Source organism: Streptomyces sp. NBC_01216 (assembly GCF_035994945.1).
Taxonomy (GTDB): domain Bacteria; phylum Actinomycetota; class Actinomycetes; order Streptomycetales; family Streptomycetaceae; genus Streptomyces.
On record NZ_CP108677.1, the window covers coordinates 3645962 to 3666417 of the forward strand.

The 20456-nt window shown below is 71.5% G+C and carries 17 protein-coding genes and 1 pseudogene; 8 read left to right on the top strand and 10 right to left on the bottom strand.

Annotated features, from left to right (window positions below; genetic code table 11):
- Positions 1-72 precede the first annotated feature (72 nt).
- Complete coding sequence (locus OG393_RS16035; RefSeq protein ID WP_327375330.1) at positions 73-1887, top strand: NHL domain-containing thioredoxin family protein; 1815 nt, start codon at positions 73-75, stop codon at positions 1885-1887.
- 41 nt (positions 1888-1928) lie between these two features.
- Here OG393_RS16035 and OG393_RS16040 read toward each other — a convergent pair whose 3' ends face one another.
- From OG393_RS16040 to OG393_RS16065, 6 genes are all read right to left on the bottom strand, one after another.
- Positions 1929-2150 carry a DUF6458 family protein gene (locus OG393_RS16040; protein ID WP_327375331.1) on the bottom strand — a complete coding sequence of 74 codons (222 nt, stop codon included), beginning with the start codon at positions 2148-2150 and terminating at the stop codon, positions 1929-1931.
- A 167-nt stretch (positions 2151-2317) separates the two neighbouring features.
- Entirely contained in the window at positions 2318-3610 is a 1293-nt protein-coding gene (locus OG393_RS16045; RefSeq protein WP_327375332.1) for a M18 family aminopeptidase, read from the bottom strand.
- A gap of 139 nt (positions 3611-3749) precedes the next feature.
- Entirely contained in the window at positions 3750-5576 is a 1827-nt protein-coding gene (locus tag OG393_RS16050) for an acyl-CoA dehydrogenase (protein WP_327375333.1), read from the bottom strand.
- Between the two features lie 224 nt (positions 5577-5800).
- Complete coding sequence (locus OG393_RS16055; protein ID WP_327375334.1) at positions 5801-6394, bottom strand: hypothetical protein; 594 nt, start codon at positions 6392-6394, stop codon at positions 5801-5803.
- Complete coding sequence (locus OG393_RS16060; protein WP_327375335.1) at positions 6394-8193, bottom strand: alpha/beta hydrolase; 1800 nt, start codon at positions 8191-8193, stop codon at positions 6394-6396. The genes OG393_RS16055 and OG393_RS16060 overlap by 1 nt, the downstream gene beginning before the upstream one ends.
- 5 nt (positions 8194-8198) lie before the next feature.
- A complete protein-coding gene (locus tag OG393_RS16065) occupies positions 8199-8639 on the bottom strand; it encodes a hypothetical protein (protein WP_327375336.1) in 441 nt (146 codons plus the stop codon).
- 373 nt (positions 8640-9012) lie between these two features.
- Here OG393_RS16065 and OG393_RS16070 point away from each other — a divergent pair, with 373 nt between their 5' ends.
- The 3 genes from OG393_RS16070 (at position 9013) to OG393_RS16080 (ending at position 11844) form a co-directional block, all read left to right on the top strand.
- A complete protein-coding gene (locus OG393_RS16070) occupies positions 9013-9486 on the top strand; it encodes an SseB family protein (protein WP_327375337.1) in 474 nt (157 codons plus the stop codon).
- A 116-nt stretch (positions 9487-9602) separates the two neighbouring features.
- Positions 9603-10565, top strand: coding sequence for a pirin family protein (locus OG393_RS16075; RefSeq protein ID WP_327375338.1), 963 nt, complete (start codon positions 9603-9605; stop codon positions 10563-10565).
- Positions 10566-10749: 184 nt separating this feature from the next.
- On the top strand, positions 10750-11844 hold the full coding sequence (locus OG393_RS16080) for an AI-2E family transporter (RefSeq protein WP_327375339.1): 1095 nt from the start codon (positions 10750-10752) through the stop codon (positions 11842-11844).
- 35 nt (positions 11845-11879) lie between these two features.
- Here OG393_RS16080 and OG393_RS16085 read toward each other — a convergent pair whose 3' ends face one another.
- Positions 11880-12692: an MBL fold metallo-hydrolase gene (locus tag OG393_RS16085; protein ID WP_327375340.1), complete on the bottom strand. Its 813-nt coding sequence runs from the start codon at positions 12690-12692 to the stop codon at positions 11880-11882.
- Positions 12693-12803: 111 nt separating this feature from the next.
- Positions 12804-14957 (bottom strand): ATP-binding SpoIIE family protein phosphatase, encoded by a 2154-nt coding sequence (locus OG393_RS16090; RefSeq protein WP_327375341.1) that lies wholly within the window; start codon positions 14955-14957, stop codon positions 12804-12806.
- 135 nt (positions 14958-15092) lie between these two features.
- Between OG393_RS16090 and aspS the strand changes: the two genes are divergently transcribed.
- Positions 15093-16913 carry an aspartate--tRNA ligase gene (gene aspS, locus OG393_RS16095; protein WP_327375342.1) on the top strand — a complete coding sequence of 607 codons (1821 nt, stop codon included), beginning with the start codon at positions 15093-15095 and terminating at the stop codon, positions 16911-16913.
- A gap of 178 nt (positions 16914-17091) precedes the next feature.
- On the opposite strand, the pseudogene OG393_RS16100 reads toward aspS, so the two are convergent.
- Together OG393_RS16100 and OG393_RS16105 are read right to left on the bottom strand one after the other, a co-directional pair.
- A pseudogene (locus tag OG393_RS16100) lies at positions 17092-18006 on the bottom strand (helix-turn-helix domain-containing protein); the annotation flags it as partial.
- Positions 18007-18321: 315 nt separating this feature from the next.
- Positions 18322-18753, bottom strand: a complete 432-nt coding sequence (locus tag OG393_RS16105) for an ATP-binding protein (protein ID WP_327375343.1) — start codon at positions 18751-18753, stop codon at positions 18322-18324.
- A gap of 158 nt (positions 18754-18911) precedes the next feature.
- Between OG393_RS16105 and OG393_RS16110 the strand changes: the two genes are divergently transcribed.
- The 3 genes from OG393_RS16110 to OG393_RS16120 all read left to right on the top strand — a co-directional run bounded on the left by OG393_RS16110 (position 18912) and on the right by OG393_RS16120 (position 20419).
- Complete coding sequence (locus tag OG393_RS16110) at positions 18912-19793, top strand: helix-turn-helix domain-containing protein (protein WP_327375344.1); 882 nt, start codon at positions 18912-18914, stop codon at positions 19791-19793.
- On the top strand, positions 19790-20002 hold the full coding sequence (locus OG393_RS16115; RefSeq protein ID WP_327375345.1) for a DUF397 domain-containing protein: 213 nt from the start codon (positions 19790-19792) through the stop codon (positions 20000-20002). The genes OG393_RS16110 and OG393_RS16115 overlap by 4 nt, the downstream gene beginning before the upstream one ends.
- 165 nt (positions 20003-20167) lie before the next feature.
- On the top strand, positions 20168-20419 hold the full coding sequence (locus OG393_RS16120; protein ID WP_327375346.1) for a hypothetical protein: 252 nt from the start codon (positions 20168-20170) through the stop codon (positions 20417-20419).
- Positions 20420-20456: the final 37 nt, after the last annotated feature.

The window sequence follows — 20456 nt, forward strand, 5'->3', positions numbered from 1 at the left end:
CCATAGCTGCGCAGGACAGCGGCGTCGTACGGTCGTGATCCGGTGTTCATGGGCCAATGGCAAGCTTGAAGGATGAACGATGCTGCCCCGGCGCCCACCCCCGCGCCCGCACCCCGCAAGCGTGCCCGTGTCCGTGCCCCCGAGCTGATCGGCAAGGGTGGCTGGATCAACACCGGCGGGAAGGATCTGAAGCTCGCCGACTTCCGAGGTCGCACATTGATCCTCGATTTTTGGACCTTCTGCTGTATCAACTGCCTCCACGTCCTCGACGAGCTGCGCGAACTGGAGGAGAAGCACCGCGACACCCTCGTGATCGTCGGCGTGCACTCGCCGAAGTTCGTCCACGAGGCGGAGCATCAGGCCGTCGTCGACGCCGTCGAGCGCTACGAGGTGCACCACCCCGTCCTGGACGACCCCGAGCTCGCCACCTGGAAGCAGTACGCCGTCCGGGCCTGGCCGACGCTCGTCGTCATCGACCCGGAGGGGTACATCGTGGCCCAGCACGCCGGTGAGGGACACGCGAACGCGCTGCGCGCCCTTGTCGAGGAGCTGGAGACGGAGCACGAGGCGAAGGGGACGCTGCGGCGCGGCGACGGGCCGTACGTGCCGCCGGAGCCGGTCGCGACCGATCTGCGTTTCCCCGGCAAGGCGCTGGCGCTGCCGTCGGGGAACCTCCTGGTCTCCGACACCACCCGCCATCAGCTCGTCGAGCTCGCGCCGGACGGTGAGACCGTCGTGCGCCGTGTCGGCGACGGGGAGTTCCGTGAGCCGCAGGGGCTCGCCCTGCTTCCCGACGGCAGGGTCGTCGTCGCCGACACCGTGCATCACGCGCTGCGTACCTTCGACCCGGTCACCGGCGTGATCGAACGGGTCGCCGGCACGGGCGCGCAGTGGTGGCAGGGCTCCCCGACCTCCGGGCCGGCCCTGGAGGTCGCGCTGTCGTCCCCGTGGGACGTCGCCTGGTGGCAGGGCAAGGTGTGGATCGCCATGGCCGGTGTCCATCAGCTGTGGACCTACGACCCGGCCACGGGCACGGTGGAGGTCGCCGCCGGCACCACCAACGAGGGGCTCGTCGACGGGCCGGCCGCCGAGGCGTGGTTCGCCCAGCCGTCCGGGCTCGCCGCCGCCGGGGACCGGCTGTGGATCGCCGACTCCGAGACCAGCGCCGTCCGCTGGATCGACACCGAGGGCGCCGTCCACACCGCCGTCGGCACCGGGCTCTTCGACTTCGGACACCGCGACGGTGAGGCCGGTCAGGCGCTGCTGCAGCATCCGCTGGGCGTCACCGCCCTGCCCGACGGCTCGGTCGCGGTCGCGGACACGTACAACCACGCGCTGCGCCGGTTCGATCCGGCGTCCGGCGAGGTCACCACGCTGGCCACGGATCTGCGCGAGCCGAGCGACGCGGTCCTCGTCGGGGACGACATCGTGGTCGTCGAGTCGGCCCGCCACCGGCTGACGCGGCTGCGGCTGCCGGAGGAGGCGGTCACGGTCGAGTCGGTGGCCCACCGCACCCGGCGCGAGGCGACCGCGGTGGCCCCGGGGCGGCTGCGCGTCGACGTCGTCTTCCAGGCGCCGGCGGGCCAGAAGCTGGACGAGCGCTACGGTCCCTCGACCCGGCTGCTGGTCTCCTCGACCCCGCCCGAGCTGCTGCTCGACGGGGAGGGGACGGGGACGGACCTGTTCCGGGAGGTCGAGCTGAACCCGGAGTTCACCGAGGGTGTGCTGCATGTCTCGGCGATGGCGGCGTCCTGCGACGACGACCCGGCCAACGAATACCCGGCCTGCCATGTCCATCAGCAGGACTGGGGGGTCCCGTTGAAGGTGACCGAGGGCGGCGCGGTGCGTCTGCCGCTCATCCTCGCGGGGATGGACGCCCAGGCGTAGGGGCTTGCGGGGCGTCGCCGCGGGGCCGCTTTGGCGGGCGCTCAGTAGCGGCGGCGTTCCTCCTCGACCACGGTCGGTGCCGCCGACGGGACGACGACCCGTCGGCGCCGCGCGATGCTCGCGAAGGTCGCCGTGCCGATGAGACCGACCGCCATCATGATCAGTCCCACCAGGTCGAGGTTGATGCCGTCGAGCTCCCAGTCCGTGGCGAACGTGAGGATCGCGCCCACGGCGATCAGGATGATGCAGCCTCCCAGGCCCATGACTTCCGCCTCCTCGTGGTGTGGTCGGGATCGGGTACCCGGGTCCGCGCGCGCTATCCCCCACGAGGGCCCGGTACTTCCCGGCCCTGCCCGCGGCGTTCGGCGTCCGCGGGCGGGGCGCTCCCTGGAGGCGGCGGGTCCTCGGAGGCGGCGGGAGTGTGGGGCCGCTATCCCTCCAGGAAGGCGACGAGGGCGTTGGCCAGCAGGTACGGGTCGTCCGCGCCGCAGAGTTCACGGGCGCTGTGCATGGACAGGCAGGCGACGCCGATGTCCACGGTGCTGATGCCGTGGCGGGCGGCGGTGATCGGGCCGATGGTGGTGCCGCACGGCATGTCGTTGTTGGAGACGAAGGACTGCCACGGCACGCCCGCCTTCTCGCAGGCCGCGGCGAACACGGCCCGGCCGTCGCCGTCGGTGGCGTAGCGCTGGTTGACGTTCACCTTGAGGATCGGGCCGCCGTTGGGGCGCGGGTGGTGCGTCGGGTCGTGGCGCTCGGCGTAGTTGGGGTGGACGGCGTGGCCGACGTCGGAGGAGAGGCAGACCGAGCCGGCGAAGGCGCGGGCGCGGTCCTCGTAGGCGCCGCCGCGGGCGTAGACCGAGCGTTCCAGGACGTTGCCGAGGAGGGGTCCCTGGGCGCCGGTGTCGGCCTCGGAGCCGTTCTCCTCGTGGTCGAAGGCGGCGAGGACCGGGATGTACGGGAGGTCCTCGTGCCTCGCGACGGCGGCGAGCGCGGCGACTCCGGCGTGGACGGAGATCAGGTTGTCCATGCGGGGGCCCGCGAGGAGTTCGCGGTCGCGGCCGAGGTAGGCGGGGGCCTCGACGGCGTGGACCATCAGGTCCCAGCCGGCGACGTCCTCGGCGTCCACGCCCGCCTCGGCGGCCACGAAGGAGATGAGGTCGCCCTCGTGGACCTCGCCGAGGCCCCAGACCGGCTGCATGTGGCGCTGGCGTTCGAGCTTGAGGCCGTCGTTGGCCTTGCGGTCGAGGTGGATGGCGAGCTGTGGGACGCGCAGGACGGGCCGGTCGACGTTGACCAGGTGGTGGCTGCCGTCGCGCAGGGTGAGGCGGCCGGCGAGCCCGAGGTCGCGGTCGAGCCAGGTGTTGAGCAGGGTGCCGCCGTAGACCTCGACGGCGACCTGGCGCCATCCCTGGCTGCCCATGTCCGGCTGCGGTTTGACGCGCAGGTTGGGGGAGTCGGTGTGGGCGCCGACGACGCGGTACGGGGTGTGGGGGGTGGCTCCCTCCGGCACGTACCAGGCGATGATCGCGCCGCCGCGGATCACGTACTTCCCGCCGCTCGTCCCGTCCCAGGCATCCGTTTCCTCGACCTTGCGGAAGCCGGCCTTCCCCAGGTGTTCCGCCGCGTTCGCCACGGCGTGGTACGGCGAGGGGGAGGCCGCGAGGAAGGTCATGAGGTCATCGGTGTGGCCGCGGTCGAAGCGGGAGGGTGCGCTACTCATAGGCTCACCATACGCAGAGGCCCGGAGGTGGTGTCCGGGGTCCCGGACGCGGAGCCGGTCCGGCCGTGGTGGCGGTAACGCGGAACGGCCCGCTCCCCTCCCCGGGAGCGAGCCGTTCGGTGCGGACGGAGGCCGCGTACTAGAACGCGGCCTCGTCCAGGTCCATCAGCGAGCCGTCGACGGCCTCGGCGAGCGTGCGCTCGGCGCCGACGCCCGGCAGGACGTTGGCGGCGAAGAACTTCGCGGCGGCGATCTTGCCGGCGTAGAAGGTCTTGTCCTTGGCGGAGGCGCTCTCCAGCTTCTCCGCGGCGACGGCCGCGCCCTTCAGGAGGAGGTAGCCGACGACGACGTCGCCGGAGGCCATCAGCAGGCGGGTGGTGTTGAGGCCGACCTTGTAGATGTTCCTGACGTCCTCGCCGGTGGCGGTGAGGTCGGTGAGCATCGTGCCGACGATGCCCTCCAGGTCCACGGCGGCCTTGGCGAGCGCGTCGCGGGCCCCGGCCAGTTCCTCGCCGCCGGTGCCGAGGGCGAGGAACTTCTTGATCTCCTCGGCGAGCGTGTTCAGGGAGGCGCCCTGGTCGCGGACGATCTTCCGGAAGAAGAAGTCCTGGCCCTGGATGGCCGTGGTGCCCTCGTAGAGGGTGTCGATCTTGGCGTCCCGGATGTACTGCTCGATCGGGTACTCCTGCAGGAAGCCGGAGCCGCCGAAGGTCTGGAGCGACTGCGCGAGCTGCTCGTAGCCCTTCTCGGAGCCGTAGCCCTTGACGATCGGGAGCAGCAGGTCGTTGAGGCCGTGCAGGGCCTTCGCGTCCTCGCCGTTCGCCTCGGTGAGCTGGATCTCGTCCTGCACGGCGGCCGTGTAGAGGACGAGGGAGCGCATGCCCTCGGCGTACGCCTTCTGCGTCATCAGCGAGCGGCGGACGTCGGGGTGGTGCGTGATGGTGACCTTGGGGGCGGCCTTGTCCATGAAGTTCGCCAGGTCGGTGCCCTGGACGCGCTCCTTGGCGTACTCGAGGGCGTTGAGGTAGCCGGTCGAGAGGGTGGAGATCGCCTTCGTGCCGACCATCATGCGGGCGAACTCGATGATGAGGAACATCTGACGGATGCCGTCGTGCTTGTCGCCGATCAGCCAGCCCTTGGCGGGGTGCTGGTCGCCGAAGGTCATCTCGCAGGTGTTGGATGCCTTGAGGCCCATCTTGTGCTCGACGTTGGTGGCGTAGACGCCGTTGCGCTCGCCCAGCTCGCCGGTCTCCCAGTCGAAGTGGTACTTCGGCACGAGGAAGAGGGACAGGCCCTTGGTGCCGGGGCCGGCGCCCTCGGGGCGGGCGAGGACGTAGTGGAGGATGTTCTCCTCCATGTCGTGCTCACCGGAGGTGATGAAGCGCTTGACGCCCTCGATGTGCCAGGAGCCGTCCTCCTGCTCGACGGCCTTGGTGCGGCCGGCACCGACGTCCGAGCCGGCGTCCGGCTCGGTGAGGACCATGGTGGAGCCCCACTGGCGCTCGACGGCGATCTGCGCGACCTTCTTCTGCGCTTCGTTGCCCTCGTTGTAGAGGATGCCGGCGAAGGCCGGGCCGGAGGAGTACATCCAGACGGCCGGGTTGGCACCGAGGATCAGTTCCGCGTACGCCCAGATCAGGGAGCGCGGGGAGGTGGTGCCGCCGATCTCCTCGGGCAGGCCGAGGCGCCAGTACTCGGAGTCCATGAATGCCTTGTAGGACTTCTTGAAGCTCGCCGGCACCGGGGCGGTGTTGGTCTCGGGGTCGAAGACCGGCGGGTTGCGGTCGGCGTCGGTGAAGGACTCGGCCAGCTCGTTCTCCGAGAGGCGGGTGAGCTCTTCGAGCACGCTCTTGGCGGTCTCGACGTCCATCTCCTCGAACGGACCGGTGCCGTACACCTTGTCGCGCCCGAGCACCTCGAAGAGGTTGAACTCGATGTCGCGGAGATTCGACTTGTAGTGCCCCATGGCGACGGCTCCGTAAGGATCGGGGAGGCGGATGTCCTCGCGCGTACTCGTACTACCGGTGAGTAGCGCACGCTCTCTACGATGATGCTACCCGTCGGTAATAAGAGCAACCCCTCTCGGGCCATCTGTGACGCGAGACGCACCGGAGGGCTCCCGCGCGGGGCACCGGAACGGTGTGCCGCGCGGGAGCCCTCCGTGCCGGGCCCCCGGCCCCGCGCACCGGATCAGAAGAGGGTGTCCAGGTCGGTTCCCTCGGGCGCGCGGAAGCAGCCGGAGACGACGTTGACGACGATCAGGTGCTTCTTGCCGGGATCCGTGCCGCCGACCGACAACTCCGCGTTGACGGCGAAGCGGTCCTTCCCCGAGTCGGCGGTGAGCTCCAGGTTCCTGGCCTTGCTCTTGTTGGGGCCGTACGAGACGACCTTCCAGCCCTGGGCGGGCAGGGCGTGGCGCAGGCGCTCGAAGCCCTGCTTCAGCTCCTCGTCCGAGACGCCGTAGACCGACCAGGGGTGACGGGTCGCGTACAGGTGCTCCGGGTCCTGGGCGCACACGGAGGCGCTGGGACCGGTGGGCGTGGTGGTGGCCCCGGGCAGTCCGATCATGTCGAAGACCTCGCTGGAGACCTGCTTGGTGCGGGTCTTCGCCGCGTCCACGTCCAGCGTGGCGGGGGTGTAGTCGAGGTCGTCCGTGTCGTTCATCGAACATCCCGTCGCGAGCGTGGTCAGGCAGAGGAGGAGGGCGGGAAGGGCGGCACGCGCCCGGGAGACGGAGCGAGCCGTCGCCGTGCGGGCCGGACGGTGGTCGTCGCGGGTGGTCATCAGTCCTCGTTCACTTCGTCGTACCGGCCGGCCACGACTTTCGCCTGGTTCTTCAGGCTCTCCGAGTCGGCGGTCCAGTAGTCACTGTGCCCGCTCGTGTCCACGTCCATCCGGTGCCCGCCGAACAGCTCGTCCGATGGCACGGTCTGTACGTATCCGGCGTTGAACGGGATGCCGTTCCAGGTCTCCACGCCCCAGGTGTAGCCGCCCAGCCCGGCGACTTTGCCGCCGGCCGGTACCGGGTCGTTCCACGCGGCCTCCGACCAGACGTGGCCCTTGGGGGCGTCGAGGTCGTCGGCCCTGCCGGTGAGCATGCCGGGGCTGCCGACCGCCACGATGTCGTCGGCCGGGAGGTCGCCCCGCTGGGAGGCGTCGCCCACCACGGTCGAGCCGTAGCTGTGTCCGATGATCGTGGTGTGACTCCGGTCGGCACCGCCCTGCACGGTCTCCAGCCCGTCCATGAACCGGAGCAGCTTGGGTGAGCCGTCGTGCGCCCAGCCCTTCTGCATCGCCTCGGGCACGATCGACTGCGGTGCCTCGTAGCCGAACCATGTGATGGTGGAGGTGTTCTCGCCGGGAGCCCATGCCTGGGTCTCCGTCCACAGCGCGGTCATGCGGTTGATGTCGCCGCCGATCGATTCCAGTCTCGTCGTCGTGCCGGGCACGTACACGGCCGTGTGGTCCGCGGTGTCCGGGTTGCCGTTGGCCACGATCGCCCGTCCGATGCCGTCCTTGTCGAAGCCGAGCAGGTACGCCTCGGGGAGGCCGTCGCTGCCGGTGGCGTCGAAGCGCGCCTGGATGGCGTCCATGCCCTTCAGGCTCGCCTCCAGTTCCTTCCTGCGGTCTCCGTACTTCTCGTTCCACTCGTTCCACGCGGGGTTCTTGACGACCGCCGGGTAGCTGCCGTTGGGGTTCGGGAAGTACTCCCGGGGCTGCTTGGGGATGGCGTCGAGGTCCAGCCGTGCCTGGGCGCGGGTCTCGGCGAGCACCATCCGGTTGGCGTCGTCGCGGACGGTGGAGGGGATGCCGTCGAGCGCGCCGACGGACGCCGGGTAGAGCGTGGCGTACTCGTCGCGCTGCTCCTGGGTCAGCCCGTTCCACCAGGCGGCGTTCTCCTTGGGGGACTTGCCGTGCGGGATTTTGTCGTCGTCGGCGTACGTCCCGGCGGCGTCCTGGAGGGCCTTGGTGTCCCTGGCCGCGTCCGCGAGGGTCTCGTCGCTGACGGTCAGGCCCGGCTCGGCCTTGAGCTTGCGCAGGGCGCCCGCGTACCGGCCGTCGATCTCGGCGGCCTCGCGCAGGGCGTCGCCGATGCGCTGGGCGATGTCCTCGGCCTTGCCCTTGTTGGCGTCGCTGCTGCCGATGCCCTCGGCCTTGCCGGGCAGGTAGGGGATGGGCGCGCCGTCCTGGGCGGTGGCGGCGCCCGGCTTGAGGACGAAGGACTGGGTGGGGTACTCGACGGAGCCGTCGGGTCTGACCGTGAACTTCAGGTTCTCGGCGTCCTCCAGCGCCTGTCTCAGCTTCCGCTGTGGTGCGGCGAGTTCGGAGGCCAGGCCGTTGAGCGCGGTGCGGATCAGTCCGCATTCGGTGTGGAGGTACTGGAAGTTGCGGCTCAGCTGCTGGACGTCGCCGGTGGCGCCCTTGGCTGCCTCGCCCTTCTGGGTGTCGTGGATGCGGGCGAACATGCCGTTGTCGACACGGTCCTTGTCGGAGTTGGCGCGGGAGCTGACCTTGCCCCAGCCGTCCGCCGCGTCCGTGTACTCGCTCAGCTTCACGTCGCGGAGCTGCTGCCAGGTGGGCATCCGGTTCAGCCCTCTTTCTTCCGGGCGGGGACGGGTGTCTCGGCGGCGATCCTTCGCTGGGTGTCGGCCTCGCGTTCGCCGAAGTCGCGGCCGGCGCTCCTGAGGGCGGTCTCCAGCCGTCCGCACTCGTCGCGGACGGCGGTGAGCCGGGTCTTCCAGGTGCCGAGGATCTCGGTCAGCGCGGCGGAGGAGTCGAAGCCGGCTGTCCCGCCGGTGACGCCCTCGTTCGCGGTGCCGAGGTCGGTGAGCGCGGTACCGGTGGAGACGCGCAGTTCACCGGAGGTCCTGCCGGCGCCGTGCCAGGGACCCTCGTCGGCTTTCAGGTTCGCGTCGCCGCCTCCGCCGCCGCGGTCTTCGGCGGGAAGGCCCGCGAGGGTCATCGACGCGGGCCGACCGGACGGTCCGGTACCGCCGAACAGCTCTTCCCATGTGGCGTTCAGCGTCATGTCCCACCCCCGTGGCAACCGGAAATTGCTCAAGCGAACCTAGCAAGGGATGAAGGCGGCGCGAAACAATGTGCGAAGGGTGGCTTCCGCGCGGCCGGTGAGCTCGCCACGGGGGTGCCCGCGGTGGCGCTCCGTTCCGGCCGGGGGTGCGCTCCGTCTCGGACGGCCCGGAGCGCGCTGCCCGGGACGCCCGCTCGCTCGTGCCGCGTCAGGCGGTGCCGGCTTTGTCGCGACGCCCGGCACGGCGGGTCGAGGCGTCGCCGCGTCAACCGTGCGGGCCCCTGCGAGGTCGATCCGGCGCTTCGCGATCCACCGCACCGGACGCCGTTCCTCGACGGGTGAACATCGCCGGACGCGGCACTAGGCTGGGTGCATGTACGGATACGGCCAGCACGGCGACGGCAGCGCCGCGCAGCAGCAGTACGCCCCTCCGCAGCAGCCCATGCAGGACGGGTACGGGCAGCAGGCCCCGCTCTACCCCGAGCCGTCCCCGCCCTCGCTCGCCGACGCCGTACGGGCCTTCACGACCGGTTCGCTGGCCGCCGAGGACTTCCAGCAGATCTTCGCGACGTCGAAGGTCTACTGCCCCCGGGGCGACAACCCCGGTTTCCTGGCGCTGCACAACACCCAGCAGCCGGTGATCCCCATGTTCACCTCGCTCAAAGAGCTGCGGCGGTACGCGGGCAAGGAGTCGAAGTTCTTCGTGATCACCGGCGCCGAGGTGATCGACCTGCTGCCGACCGGCTACGGCTTCGTGCTGGACATGGAGGGCGATCACCGGATGGTCTTCGACGCGAAGGCCGTGGAGCAGATGGTCGAGTTCGCGATGCGGCGGATGTACGGCTGACGCGTGCCGGCGGCACGCGCGGGAGCGCCCGGGGGGAATTCCTCCCGGGCGTTCCGCGTTCCGGGTGGCAGGAAGTTCATTGTTCAACTAAAGTGGTCGCACAAGGAGGCCCTCCCATGCCCGCTGTGACTGTCGAGAACCCGCTCACCCTGCCGCGCGTCGTCGCCCCGGCCGACGCCGCCGCCCGTCCCGTGCTCGCCGTGACCACGGCGCCCTCCGGCTTCGAGGGCGAGGGCTTCCCGGTGCGCCGCGCGTTCGCCGGGATCAACTACCAGTATCTCGACCCGTTCATCATGATGGACCAGATGGGCGAGGTGGAGTACGCCCCCGGTGAGCCGAAGGGCACCCCGTGGCACCCGCACCGGGGCTTCGAGACCGTCACCTACATCATCGACGGGATCTTCGACCACCAGGACTCCAACGGCGGTGGCGGCACCATCACCAACGGCGACACCCAGTGGATGACCGCGGGCTCGGGCCTGCTGCACATCGAGGCGCCGCCGGAGTCCCTGGTCGTCAGCGGCGGGCTCTTCCACGGCCTCCAGCTGTGGGTGAACCTGCCCGCCTCCGACAAGATGATGACCCCGCGCTACCAGGACATCCGCGGCGGCCAGGTGCAGCTGCTGACCTCGCCGGACGGCGGCGCGCTGTTCCGGGTCATCGCCGGCGAGCTGGACGGCCACCAGGGTCCGGGCGTCACCCACACCCCGATCTCGATGATCCACGCGACCGTCCGGCCGGGCGCGGAGGCGACCCTGCCGTGGCGCGAGGACTTCAACGGGCTGGCGTACGTGCTCGCGGGCCGCGGCACGGTCGGCACCGACCGCCGCCCGGTCCACATGGGTCAGACCGCCGTCTTCGGCAAGGGCGGCTCGCTGACGGTCCGCGCGGACGACAAGCAGGACGGGCACACCCCCGACCTGGAGATCGTCCTCCTCGGCGGCCGGCCGATCCGTGAACCGATGGCGCACTACGGACCGTTCGTGATGAACAGCCAGGCCGAACTGCGCCAGGCGTTCGAGGACTTCCAGGCGGGACGGCTGGGCACGATCCCGGCGGTCCACGGGATGGGCGAGTAGGCGCGGGGACAAGGCCCCCGCCCGCCGCGGGGCGGGGGCGTGCGCGGACGGTGACGGCACGGCGCGGGCGGCGGCCCGGCTCCGCCGTGCCGCGCCGGTCGGGCCGACACGTCCCTGACGGAGCGTCACCCGTCCGGGCTCGCAGCGCAGGACGACACGCCGCGGGGCGTGGTCCGGTGGACGGGTGCAGACGCAGCCGGAGCCGCCCCGACCGCTCCTTCCCGAGCCCGCGCGCCGCGCCGCCGCCTGGTGCGTCGTCGCGCTGCTGCTCATGGCGGTCGCCGCCGTCGCTATCTGGCTCTGCGTCGCGCTCCAGACGGCCGTCACCCCCGTGCTGCTGGCCCTGCTCGGCACCGCGCTCCTCGGCCCCCTCTACCGGCGGCTGCTCCGCATGAGGGTGCACAAGACGGTCGCCGCCGCGCTCACCGTCGTCGCCGTCCTCGCCGTCGTCGGCGGTGCGGCCTATGTCGTGGTCGTCGCCCTCGTCGAGACCGGCGACCAGATCATCGAGTCGCTGCGGCAGGCCGCCGCCGACATCGCCCGGCACCTGGGCGCGGCCGGCACCTCCCTGGACGACGTCGCACGGAACGCCAGGTCGCTGTTGCAGCAGTTCGGCGGGACCGCGGCCTCCGGGGTGCTCTCGGGCCTCAGCGTCGTGGGCCAGATGATCGCCACCGCCGTCCTCGCGCTGCTGCTGATCTTCTTCTTCCTCCGCGACTCCGACCGGGCCGTCGACGCCCTGCGGTCACTGGCCCCCCGGGCGACCGGCGACACGGTCGAGGCGATGGCGCGCCGGGCCTTCGAGGCGGTCGAGGGCTTCATGCGCGGGACGACCTTCGTCGCGCTCGTGGACGCCTTCCTGATCGGCGCCGGCCTGCTGGTCCTGCGGGTGCCCGGCGCGGTCGGGCTCGCCGCGCTGGTGTTCGTGACCGCCTACATCCCGTACCTCGGTGCCTTCCTCTCCGGGGCCGTCGCCGTCCTCGTGGCGCTCGCCGACCGCGGCTTCCTCATCGCCCTGTGGGTCCTCGGCATCGTCCTCGCCGTCCAGGTCCTGGAGGGCAACGTGCTCCAGCCGATGGTCCAGAGCCGCACCGTGCAGATGCACCCCGCCGTCGTCATGCTCGCGATCACCGCCGGCGCGTCCGTGGCCGGCATCCTGGGCATGCTGCTCGCCGTCCCGCTGACGGCCGCGGCGTTCGGCGTGCTGGGAGAGCTGCGCGACCGGTACGGTACGGCGCCGCCGGTACCGGAGGAGCCGGCGGCGGAGGAAGCCGGCTGACCCGACAGGCTCTCAGGCTCAGTTCAGACCCAGACTCAGGCCGGCGCGCCGCCTGGTTCGAAGGACGCCAGCATCTGTTCCAGGGCCGCCTGGTCGGGGCCGACGAAGGGGTCCGCGTCCGGCGCCAGCGTGATCGTCTCCAGCATCGTGTCCGTCATCCGTACGGCGGGCGGCAGATGGGAACCGAGCACGATCTCCGGGTTCATGTCCCGCAGCGGGACGAGCGTCGACCGGTACTTCCCGGCGTCCACGACGTGCACCCAGGGGCTGTCCACCGTCGCCCACAGGAGCTGTGCGGCGCGCAGTTCGTCCGGCCGCAGGTCGCTCGCGTGCCCGCTCTGGGCGAGTTCGGCGGTCGGCATCGGCGCCCCGAAGCAGTCGGAGCTGAAGCAGATCCGGGTCTTCTCGTCGAAGAAGCCGACGGTCGCCGGGTTGTCGAACAACGGCGGTCTGAAGGCGTCCAGCTTGCGGTCGCCGACGTCCAGCGACTGCCCCGGGTTGAGGAAGTAGACCCGGTCCATCGGGAGCGGGCGTTCCGTGGTCATGATCCCGGCACCGAGGAAGGTGGTCACCACCCGCGCCTCCGGCGCCGCCTCCAGCAGCGCGAAGATGCCGCCCGTGTGATCGCGGTCGGGGTGTGTGAGCCAGATCCAGCGGACGTCGGCGGGGTCGACGACCGAGCCGAGCGCGGCGACGAAGTCGCGGTCCGCGACGGAGAGCCCGGTGTCGACGACGACCGGTTCCCGGGCGGTGAGGACGTAGGCGTTGACCGGGATGTGACCGATTCCCGGGATGTCGAGACTGTCGGCCAGGACGGTGGTGTCGCTCCCGACCCTGTGGGTGTCCATAGGAAACTCCGTGGTCCCCCCGGCGGCCGTACGCGTCCAGTCTCCTCCGCTCGTCGGCGCTCCGCGAGGCGAGCCGGTCCGGGCACCGGGAGTGACCGGAGGCGCCGGAGGTCAGCCGACGGGCTCCGGGCGGGGACCGCTCTCCGCCCGCGGCGGCTCGTGCAGTTCGAACCAGATCGACTTGCCCTCGCCCCGCGGGTCCACGCCCCACGCGTGCGCCAGCATCTCCATCAGCACCAGCCCGCGGCCCGAGGAGGCCATCTCCCCCGGGTGGCGTTTGTGGGGCAGCTCGTCGCTGCCGTCGGAGACCTCGACGCGCAGCCGGCGGGTCTTGTCCGCGCACGTCACCTCCGCGACCAACAGTGCGTCCCCGTCGGTGTGGATGAGGACGTTGGTGACCATCTCGGAGACCATCAGGACCGCCGAGTCGACCTGTTCCTCGTCGGTCCAGTCGTGCAGGAGCTGGCGCAGGTGCTGCCGGGCGGAAGCGATGCGCTGCTGCTCCGCCTGGGGGACGGTCATCATCGTGCGTCTCGGGGCCCGCGATACGGCCGCTCCCCGCCGGGAGAGCAGGAGGAGCGCGATGTCGTCCTCGCGGCGGTCGGCGAGCGGTCCCGTGGTGTGGTGGGAGCCCGGCCCGTGGACGGCCTCCACCAGGCGGTCGGCGAGCTCCTCCAGGGAGTTCCCGTCATGCCCTTCGAGCAGGGCGCGGACCCGCTCCCAGCCCGTGTCGAGGTCGTGTCCGCCGGTCTCCAGAAGCCCGTCGGTGCACATCATCAGGGTCTCGCCGGGCTCCAGCGTGAGCCGGGTGGTCGGGTAGTCGGTGTCGGGGTCGATGCCGAGCGGCAGTCCGCCGGCCGTCGGCCGCAGCAGAACCGTTCCGTCGGCCATGCGGAACGCCGGGTCGGGATGACCGGCACGGGCGATGTCCAGCGTGCCGGAGACCGGGTCGATCTCCATGTACAGGCAGGTCGCGAAGCGCGTTCCGGCGTCCCCGGAGTGCGTGCCGTCGACCTCGCCCGGCCGGGGGGCCGTGCCGCCACGCGGGTACTCCGTCTCGCCGTCGGTGATCCCGTAGAGGAAGCGCGAGGCGCGGGAGAGCACCGCGTCCGGGCGGTGGCCCTCGGCGGCGTAGGCGCGCAGGGCGATGCGCAGCTGCCCCATCAGGCCGGCCGCGCGCACGTCGTGGCCCTGGACGTCGCCGATGACCAGGGCCATGCGCCCGCCGGGCAGGTGGATCATGTCGTACCAGTCGCCGCCGACCTGGAGTCCGCCGCCCGTGGGCACGTAGCGGGCGGCGACGTGCAGGCCGGGCAGGCCGGGACCGAGGACCGGCATCATCGCGCGCTGGAGTCCGAGCGAGAGTTCCCGCTCGGATTCGGCGACACCCGCGCGGGCGAGGGCCTGCGCGAGCATCCGGGCCACGGTGGTGAGGACCGAACGCTCGTCGGGAGTGAAGGGGACCGGGTGTTTGAAGGCGGCCATCCAGGCGCCCATGGTGCGTCCGGCGACGATGAGCGGGAGGTAGGCCCAGGACTGGCGGCCGAAGCGGCGGGCCAGCGGCCAGGTCACCGGGAAGCGCCGCAGGTAGTCCTGCGGCGTGGGCAGGTAGATCGCCCGCCCGGTCCGGGCGACCTCGGCCGCCGGATAGTCGGTGTCCAGCGACATGGAGCTGAAGGGCTCCTCGTCGCCCGCGTGATGTCCGTGGTGCCCGATGATCGTCAGCCGGTCGCCGGCCACCCCGAAGACGGCGAGCCCGTCGGGTGAGAAGCCCGGCATGGAGAGCGAGGCGGCGACCCGCAGCACCTCGGCGGTCGACCGCGCCTCGGCGAGCGCCCGGCCGGCGTCCAGCAGGAACGCCTCGCGCGAGCGGCGCCAGTCGCCCGTGACGGGGGTGCGGGCGGCCGTACCGGGCTGCGGCTCCGCCACCTCCTGGAGGGTGCCCACGAGCTGGTAGCCGTCCCCGTCGACGAACGGCTTGGACCGGCTGCGCACGGTACGGATCACCCGTCCCCGTTCGTCCATGATCCGCAGTCTGGCCTCGGCGAGGGTGCCCTCGACCACCGCCAGGTGGACCACCCCGTCGATCTCGTTCCAGTCGACGGGGTGGAAACGGGAGCGTACGGCCGCCTCGCTGAGCCGGACGGGCCTCGCGGGCAGCCCGAGCAGCCGGGCGGCCTCGGCATCGAGCGTGACGATCCCGGAAGCGTTGTCCCAGCGCCACATGCCGGTCGCGATCGCGGCCAGGACGTCCTCGGTGCGCATTGCCCCACTTTATGAATATCGGACCGCTGGTCGCCACTGAGAGTATTCGAGGGCCGGTCCCGGGCAGCCCGGTACCCTTGACGGGCCTGGAGGTATCCGGGCTTCCCACCGATTCCGAAGACTGGATGAACGACGATGCATCGGTACAGGTCCCACACCTGCGGCGAGCTCCGCGCCTCTGACGTCGGCACCGACGTCCGGCTGAGCGGCTGGCTGCACAATCGGCGCGACCTGGGCGGCATCCTCTTCATCGATCTGCGCGACCACTACGGCATCACCCAGCTCGTCGCCCGGCCGGGCACCGCCGCCGCCGAGACGCTCGACAAGTTGACGAAGGAGACCGTCGTCCGGGTCGACGGCAGGGTCGTCTCGCGTGGCGCCGACAACGTCAACCCGGAGCTGCCGACCGGTGAGGTCGAGATCGAGGCCGCCGGGATCGAGGTGTTGGGCGCGTCGAAGCAGATCCCGTTCACCATCAACGCCGACGACGGCGTGAACGAGGAGCGGCGCCTGGAGTACCGCTTCCTCGACCTGCGCCGCGAGCGCATGCACCGCAACATCATGCTGCGCTCGGCCGTCATCGCCTCCATCCGCTCGAAGATGGTGGCGCTCGGCTTCAACGAGATGGCGACCCCGATCCTCGCCGCGACCTCTCCCGAGGGCGCCCGCGACTTCGTCGTCCCGTCCCGGCTCAACCCGGGCAAGTTCTATGCCCTGCCGCAGGCGCCGCAGCAGTTCAAGCAGCTGCTGATGATCTCCGGCTTCGACCGCTACTTCCAGATCGCGCCCTGCTTCCGCGACGAGGACGCCCGCGCGGACCGTTCGCCGGGCGAGTTCTACCAGCTCGACGTCGAGATGAGCTTCGTCGAGCAGGAGGACGTCTTCCAGCCGATCGAGAAGCTCATGACCGAGATCTTCGAGGAGTTCGGCGGCGGACGGCACGTCACGTCCCCCTTCCCGCGCATCCCGTTCCGCGAGTCGATGCTCAAGTACGGCAACGACAAGCCGGACCTGCGCACCGACCTGGAGCTCGTCGACATCACCGACGTCTTCGCGAACTCCGAGTTCAAGGCGTTCGCCGGGAAGCACGTGCGGGCACTGGCGGTGCCGGACACGGGTGACCAGCCGCGCAAGTTCTTCGACTCCCTGGGCGACTTCGCGGTCTCCCTCGGCGCCAAGGGCCTGGCCTGGGTCCGGGTGGGCGAGAACAACGCCCTCACCGGTCCGATCGCCAAGTTCCTCACCGAGGAGAACGTCAAGGTCCTCGCCGAGCGCCTCGGCCTGGAGCCGGGCCACGCGGTCTTCTTCGGCGCGGGCGAGTTCGACGAGGTCTCCAAGATCATGGGCCCGGTCCGGGTCGAGGCCGCCAAGCGGGCCGGCCGGTTCGACGAGAACGTCTTCCGCTTCGCCTGGATCGTCGACTTCCCGATGTACGAGCGGGACGAGGAGACCGGCAAGATCGACTTCTCCCACAACCCGTTCTCCATGCCGCAGGGCGGCATCGAGGCCCTGGAGACCCAGGACCCGCTGGACGTCCTCGGCTGGCAGTACGACATCGTCTGCAACGGCATCGAGCTGTCCTCGGGCGCCATCCGGAACCACGAGCCCGAGATCATGTTCAAGGCATTCGAGATCGCGGGCTACTCCCGCGAGACCGTCGAGCAGGAGTTCGCGGGCATGCTCCGCGCCTTCGAGTACGGCGCCCCGCCGCACGGCGGCATCGCCCCGGGCGTGGACCGCATCGTGATGCTCCTGGCCGACGAGCCGAACATCCGCGAGACGATCGCCTTCCCGCTCAACGGCAACGCCCAGGACCTGCTGATGGGCGCCCCGACGGAGCTGGACGAGGCCCGCCTGCGCGAGCTGAACATCCAGCTGCGCAAGCCGGTCGCGAAGGAGAAGCCGACCGACGGCCGTCCGGTCACGGACGCGGTCCACCCGGACGCGGCGCGGTAACAGCGCCCTCCCGCCTCACCGAAGGGTCCGGGCAGCCGCCGGTACGTACGGCGCTTCCCGGGCCCTTCGCCGTGCGGGGGAGGGTCGCGGACCGGGGAAACGGGTCGCCCCGTCCTCCGCCCTTGTCCCGTCCCCCGTCCGGTCCCGGACGCCCCGCCACGGGGGCGGGTGCCGTGCCGGTGCGGCAGCCACCGCAGCGACCCGGCTCGGCGGCCCGGAAGGCGCGGTCGCAGACGTCGCAGTTCTGCAGTGGGTGACGGACGGCCGGTGCCGCCTCCGGGGCGCGGAAGGGCGGCAGTGGCGGCAGCCGTACGGCGAGCCGGTGGGCCAGGACCGCGGCCGGACGACGCAGGGGCTCCGCCGGGAGGCCGTCGGTCAGGGCACGGTGGACGTCCTCGGGGGTGAGCTCGCGTTCCAGCCAGGCCGCGACCCCCGGGACGAGGTGCTCGGCATCCGTGGCGGACAGCAGGAGGCGGGGGTCCGCGCGGCGGAGGCCGGAGAGGACCCCGAGGGCGGTCCGGAGGAGATCGGGGGCGGGATAGGCGGGCGTCGGGACGGCGGGGAGCGCGCGGCGCGGTGGAGCGTCTTCGCGGTGGGCGCGGCGCGGTGGCGCTTCCTCGCGGTGGGCGCGGCGCGGTGGCGCTTCCTCACGGTGGGTGGGGCGCGGTGCCGGTGTTGCCTTGGCCGCGGCACCGGCCCGGCCCGGCTGGTTGCAGGAGACCGTGTGGGTGACGAGCCGGCCGCCTTCGGTGCGCTCACGCGTGCGGCGGAGATAGCCGTGGGCCACCAGTTCCCGCAGGGCGGCGGCGATCCGGATCTTGCCCTCGGGGAAACGCGCGGCGAGGGCCCTGATGTCGATGGGGGCGCCGGCGGGCAGGGACTGGATGTGGACGGCCAGGCCGATGGCCAGCAGCGACAGTTCGGCGTGCTGCGCGAGATGGTTGCCGACCACCGTGAAGCACTCGGTGTGACGGGTGTTGTCGTGGATGACCCCGCCGCGACGCGGGTTCGCGCGGACGCGCCGGGAGGGGTGGCTTTCCCCGGAGTTCCGGGACTGGGCGCGCGGGCGCACGCTAATGTTCGTGGTACCCATCGGGAAGGTCCTGCTTCCTCGGTGGTCAGGCCCTCGCCCTGGGATTGCCGTCCCGGCGGGGGCCGACGCATGTCAGCGGTGATGTGGTGTGTCGCGCTGAGCGTAGATCAGGCGACCCCTGACGAAGCCGGCGTATTCGGTGTTCTTCACCCGGGCGAGTGAGTGTGTGCGCCGTGGGCGGGAGGGGTGGGTGGGGATGGTTCCTTGCTCTCGTTCCTTGACCGGAGGGGATCGTCCCCGCCACCGGAGACCCGTGGGCGGGCCTCCGGTGGCGGGGACGATGGGCGCAGGCCGGCAGGTCAGCGGCCCGGCAGATCAGCGGCCCGGCAGGGCGAGTTCGGCCCAGACGGTCTTCCGGGGGACGGGACCGGAGGCGACACCCCAGCGGTCGGCGAACGCCTCGACGAGGAGCAGGCCGCGCCCGGCGGCGGCCTCGGCGGAAGGCTCCCGGAGCCGCGGGAGTTCGTCTCCCCGGGTGTCCGTGACCTCGATCCGGAGGACGTCCGGCCGGACGACGAGCGCGAGGCGGAAGTCCCGCCCGCGGACCCGGCCGTGGGTGGCGGCGTTCGCGGCGAGTTCGGCGACGACGTGCGCGGCGCTCTCGGTGACCCGGTACGGCAGTTCCCGGGCGCGCAGCCACTCGGCGGCGAGCAGGCGGGCGAGTCGCGCCCCGCGCGGAGTGGCCGACAGCAACACCGTGAAGTGCGGGGCGGACGGGGCGAGTCGGGAGGTCATCTGATGGTTCACGGCACCGAGCGTGGCGGCCCGGCGCGCGGGTGAACAGTGACGGCGCCGATGCGTAGAGTGACTGTCCGGGCTTTGTCCACCGCTGTCCGGGCTGTCGGGACTCGGCCGACGGGTAGGGGTGTTCGCGGCACGGAGGAACGGACGGGAGAGGTGCGGGCATGTCGGTGGAGGACGGGGCCGGGGCACGGCGACTCGAGGACGAGCCGGACGAGCCGGGCTGGGAGGTCGACCCGGACGACGACTGGGGCGTGGCCGTCGTCGCCACCGTGGGACGGCAGTTGAGGCTGCGGCGGGAGGCGGTCGGGATGCGCGCCGCCGACTTCGGGGTGGCGGTCGGCTACGGCGAGGACATGGTTTACAAGCTCGAATGCGGGAAGCGCATCCCGCGTCCCGAGTTCCTGGACAGGGCGGACGAGGTCCTGGCCGCGGGCGGCCTGCTCGCGGCCATGAAGGAGGACGTGCGCAAGGTCCGGTACCCGAAGAAGGTACGGGACCTGGCGAAGCTGGAGGCGATGGCGGTGGAGCTCCAGCTCTACGACCCGCTCAACATCCACGGGCTTCTGCAGACACCCGAGTACGCGCGCGGGCTGCTCCTGATGCGGCGCCCCGCGTACACCCAGGACGAGGTGGAGGGGATGGTGGCCGGCCGGATGGCCCGCAAGGCCGTGTTCGCGCGGGACCCGGCCCCCGAACTCGGCTTCGTCGTGGAGGAGTGGACGCTCCGGCGCCCGCTGGGCGGCCGGGCCTCGCTACGCGGCCAGCTCGCACACCTGCTGGAGGTCGCACGGTCGCGGAACGTCGAGCTGCAGGTGATGCCGATGGACCGTGAGGAGCACGCCGGAGTGGACGGCGGTATCGAGGTGCTGAAGTTCGGGGACGGAACGGCGGTCGGGCGATCCCCGGTCGTGGCCAACGGCCGCCCGGTGACCGAGCGGAGACAGCTTCATATCCTGGAGATGCGGTATGGCATCATCCGGGCTCAGGCCCTCACGCCGCGTGAGTCGACCGCCCTCATCGAGCAACTGCTGGGAGAGACATGATTCGCACCCTCTCGACCGGGGACGCCTCCGAACCGGTCTGGTTCAAGAGCAGTTACAGCAGCGGCAGCGAAGGCGACTCCTGCGTCGAGGTCGCCACCACCCCCGGCACCGTGCACGTCCGCGACTCCAAGTGCCTCGACGGTCCCCGGCTCGCGGTCGGGCGGGGTGCGTGGAGCGGCTTCGTCGCCTACGCCTCGGACGCCCACTGACGGGGATGCCCCGCCGCGCGACGGACCGGCGCGCCCTGAGGGCACCCCGGCGGCCGGCGTGGCCGTCTCCGGCGGTCCGGGCCGGCGGGCGCGCCTGACCCGCGTCGGCCGATTCGAACACCTGTCTGGAATGCTGAATGCTTCTGGACTCGATCTTCCGTCCGCATGCCGCATGCGGGAGTCTTCGTGCGTCTCGTCGGATCCCTTGTCAGCGCCGCGAGTGCGGCGGCCCGCGCACTCACCGGCACGGCGGCCCTCGCCCCCGCGGCCCGCGCCGACAGCGTGGCCGGTGTCGACGCTCCGCCCTCGCGGTACGTCAGCCACAAGCTGTGCGGCAACGTCTGCTCGGACACCGACGGGTACGACGACAAGCGCCGCGTCGACACCGTCGTCGGCGAGGCCACCGGCGCGACCTGACGGCGGGCCGTGCAGGACGCGGAGCCCCGGAAGTCCG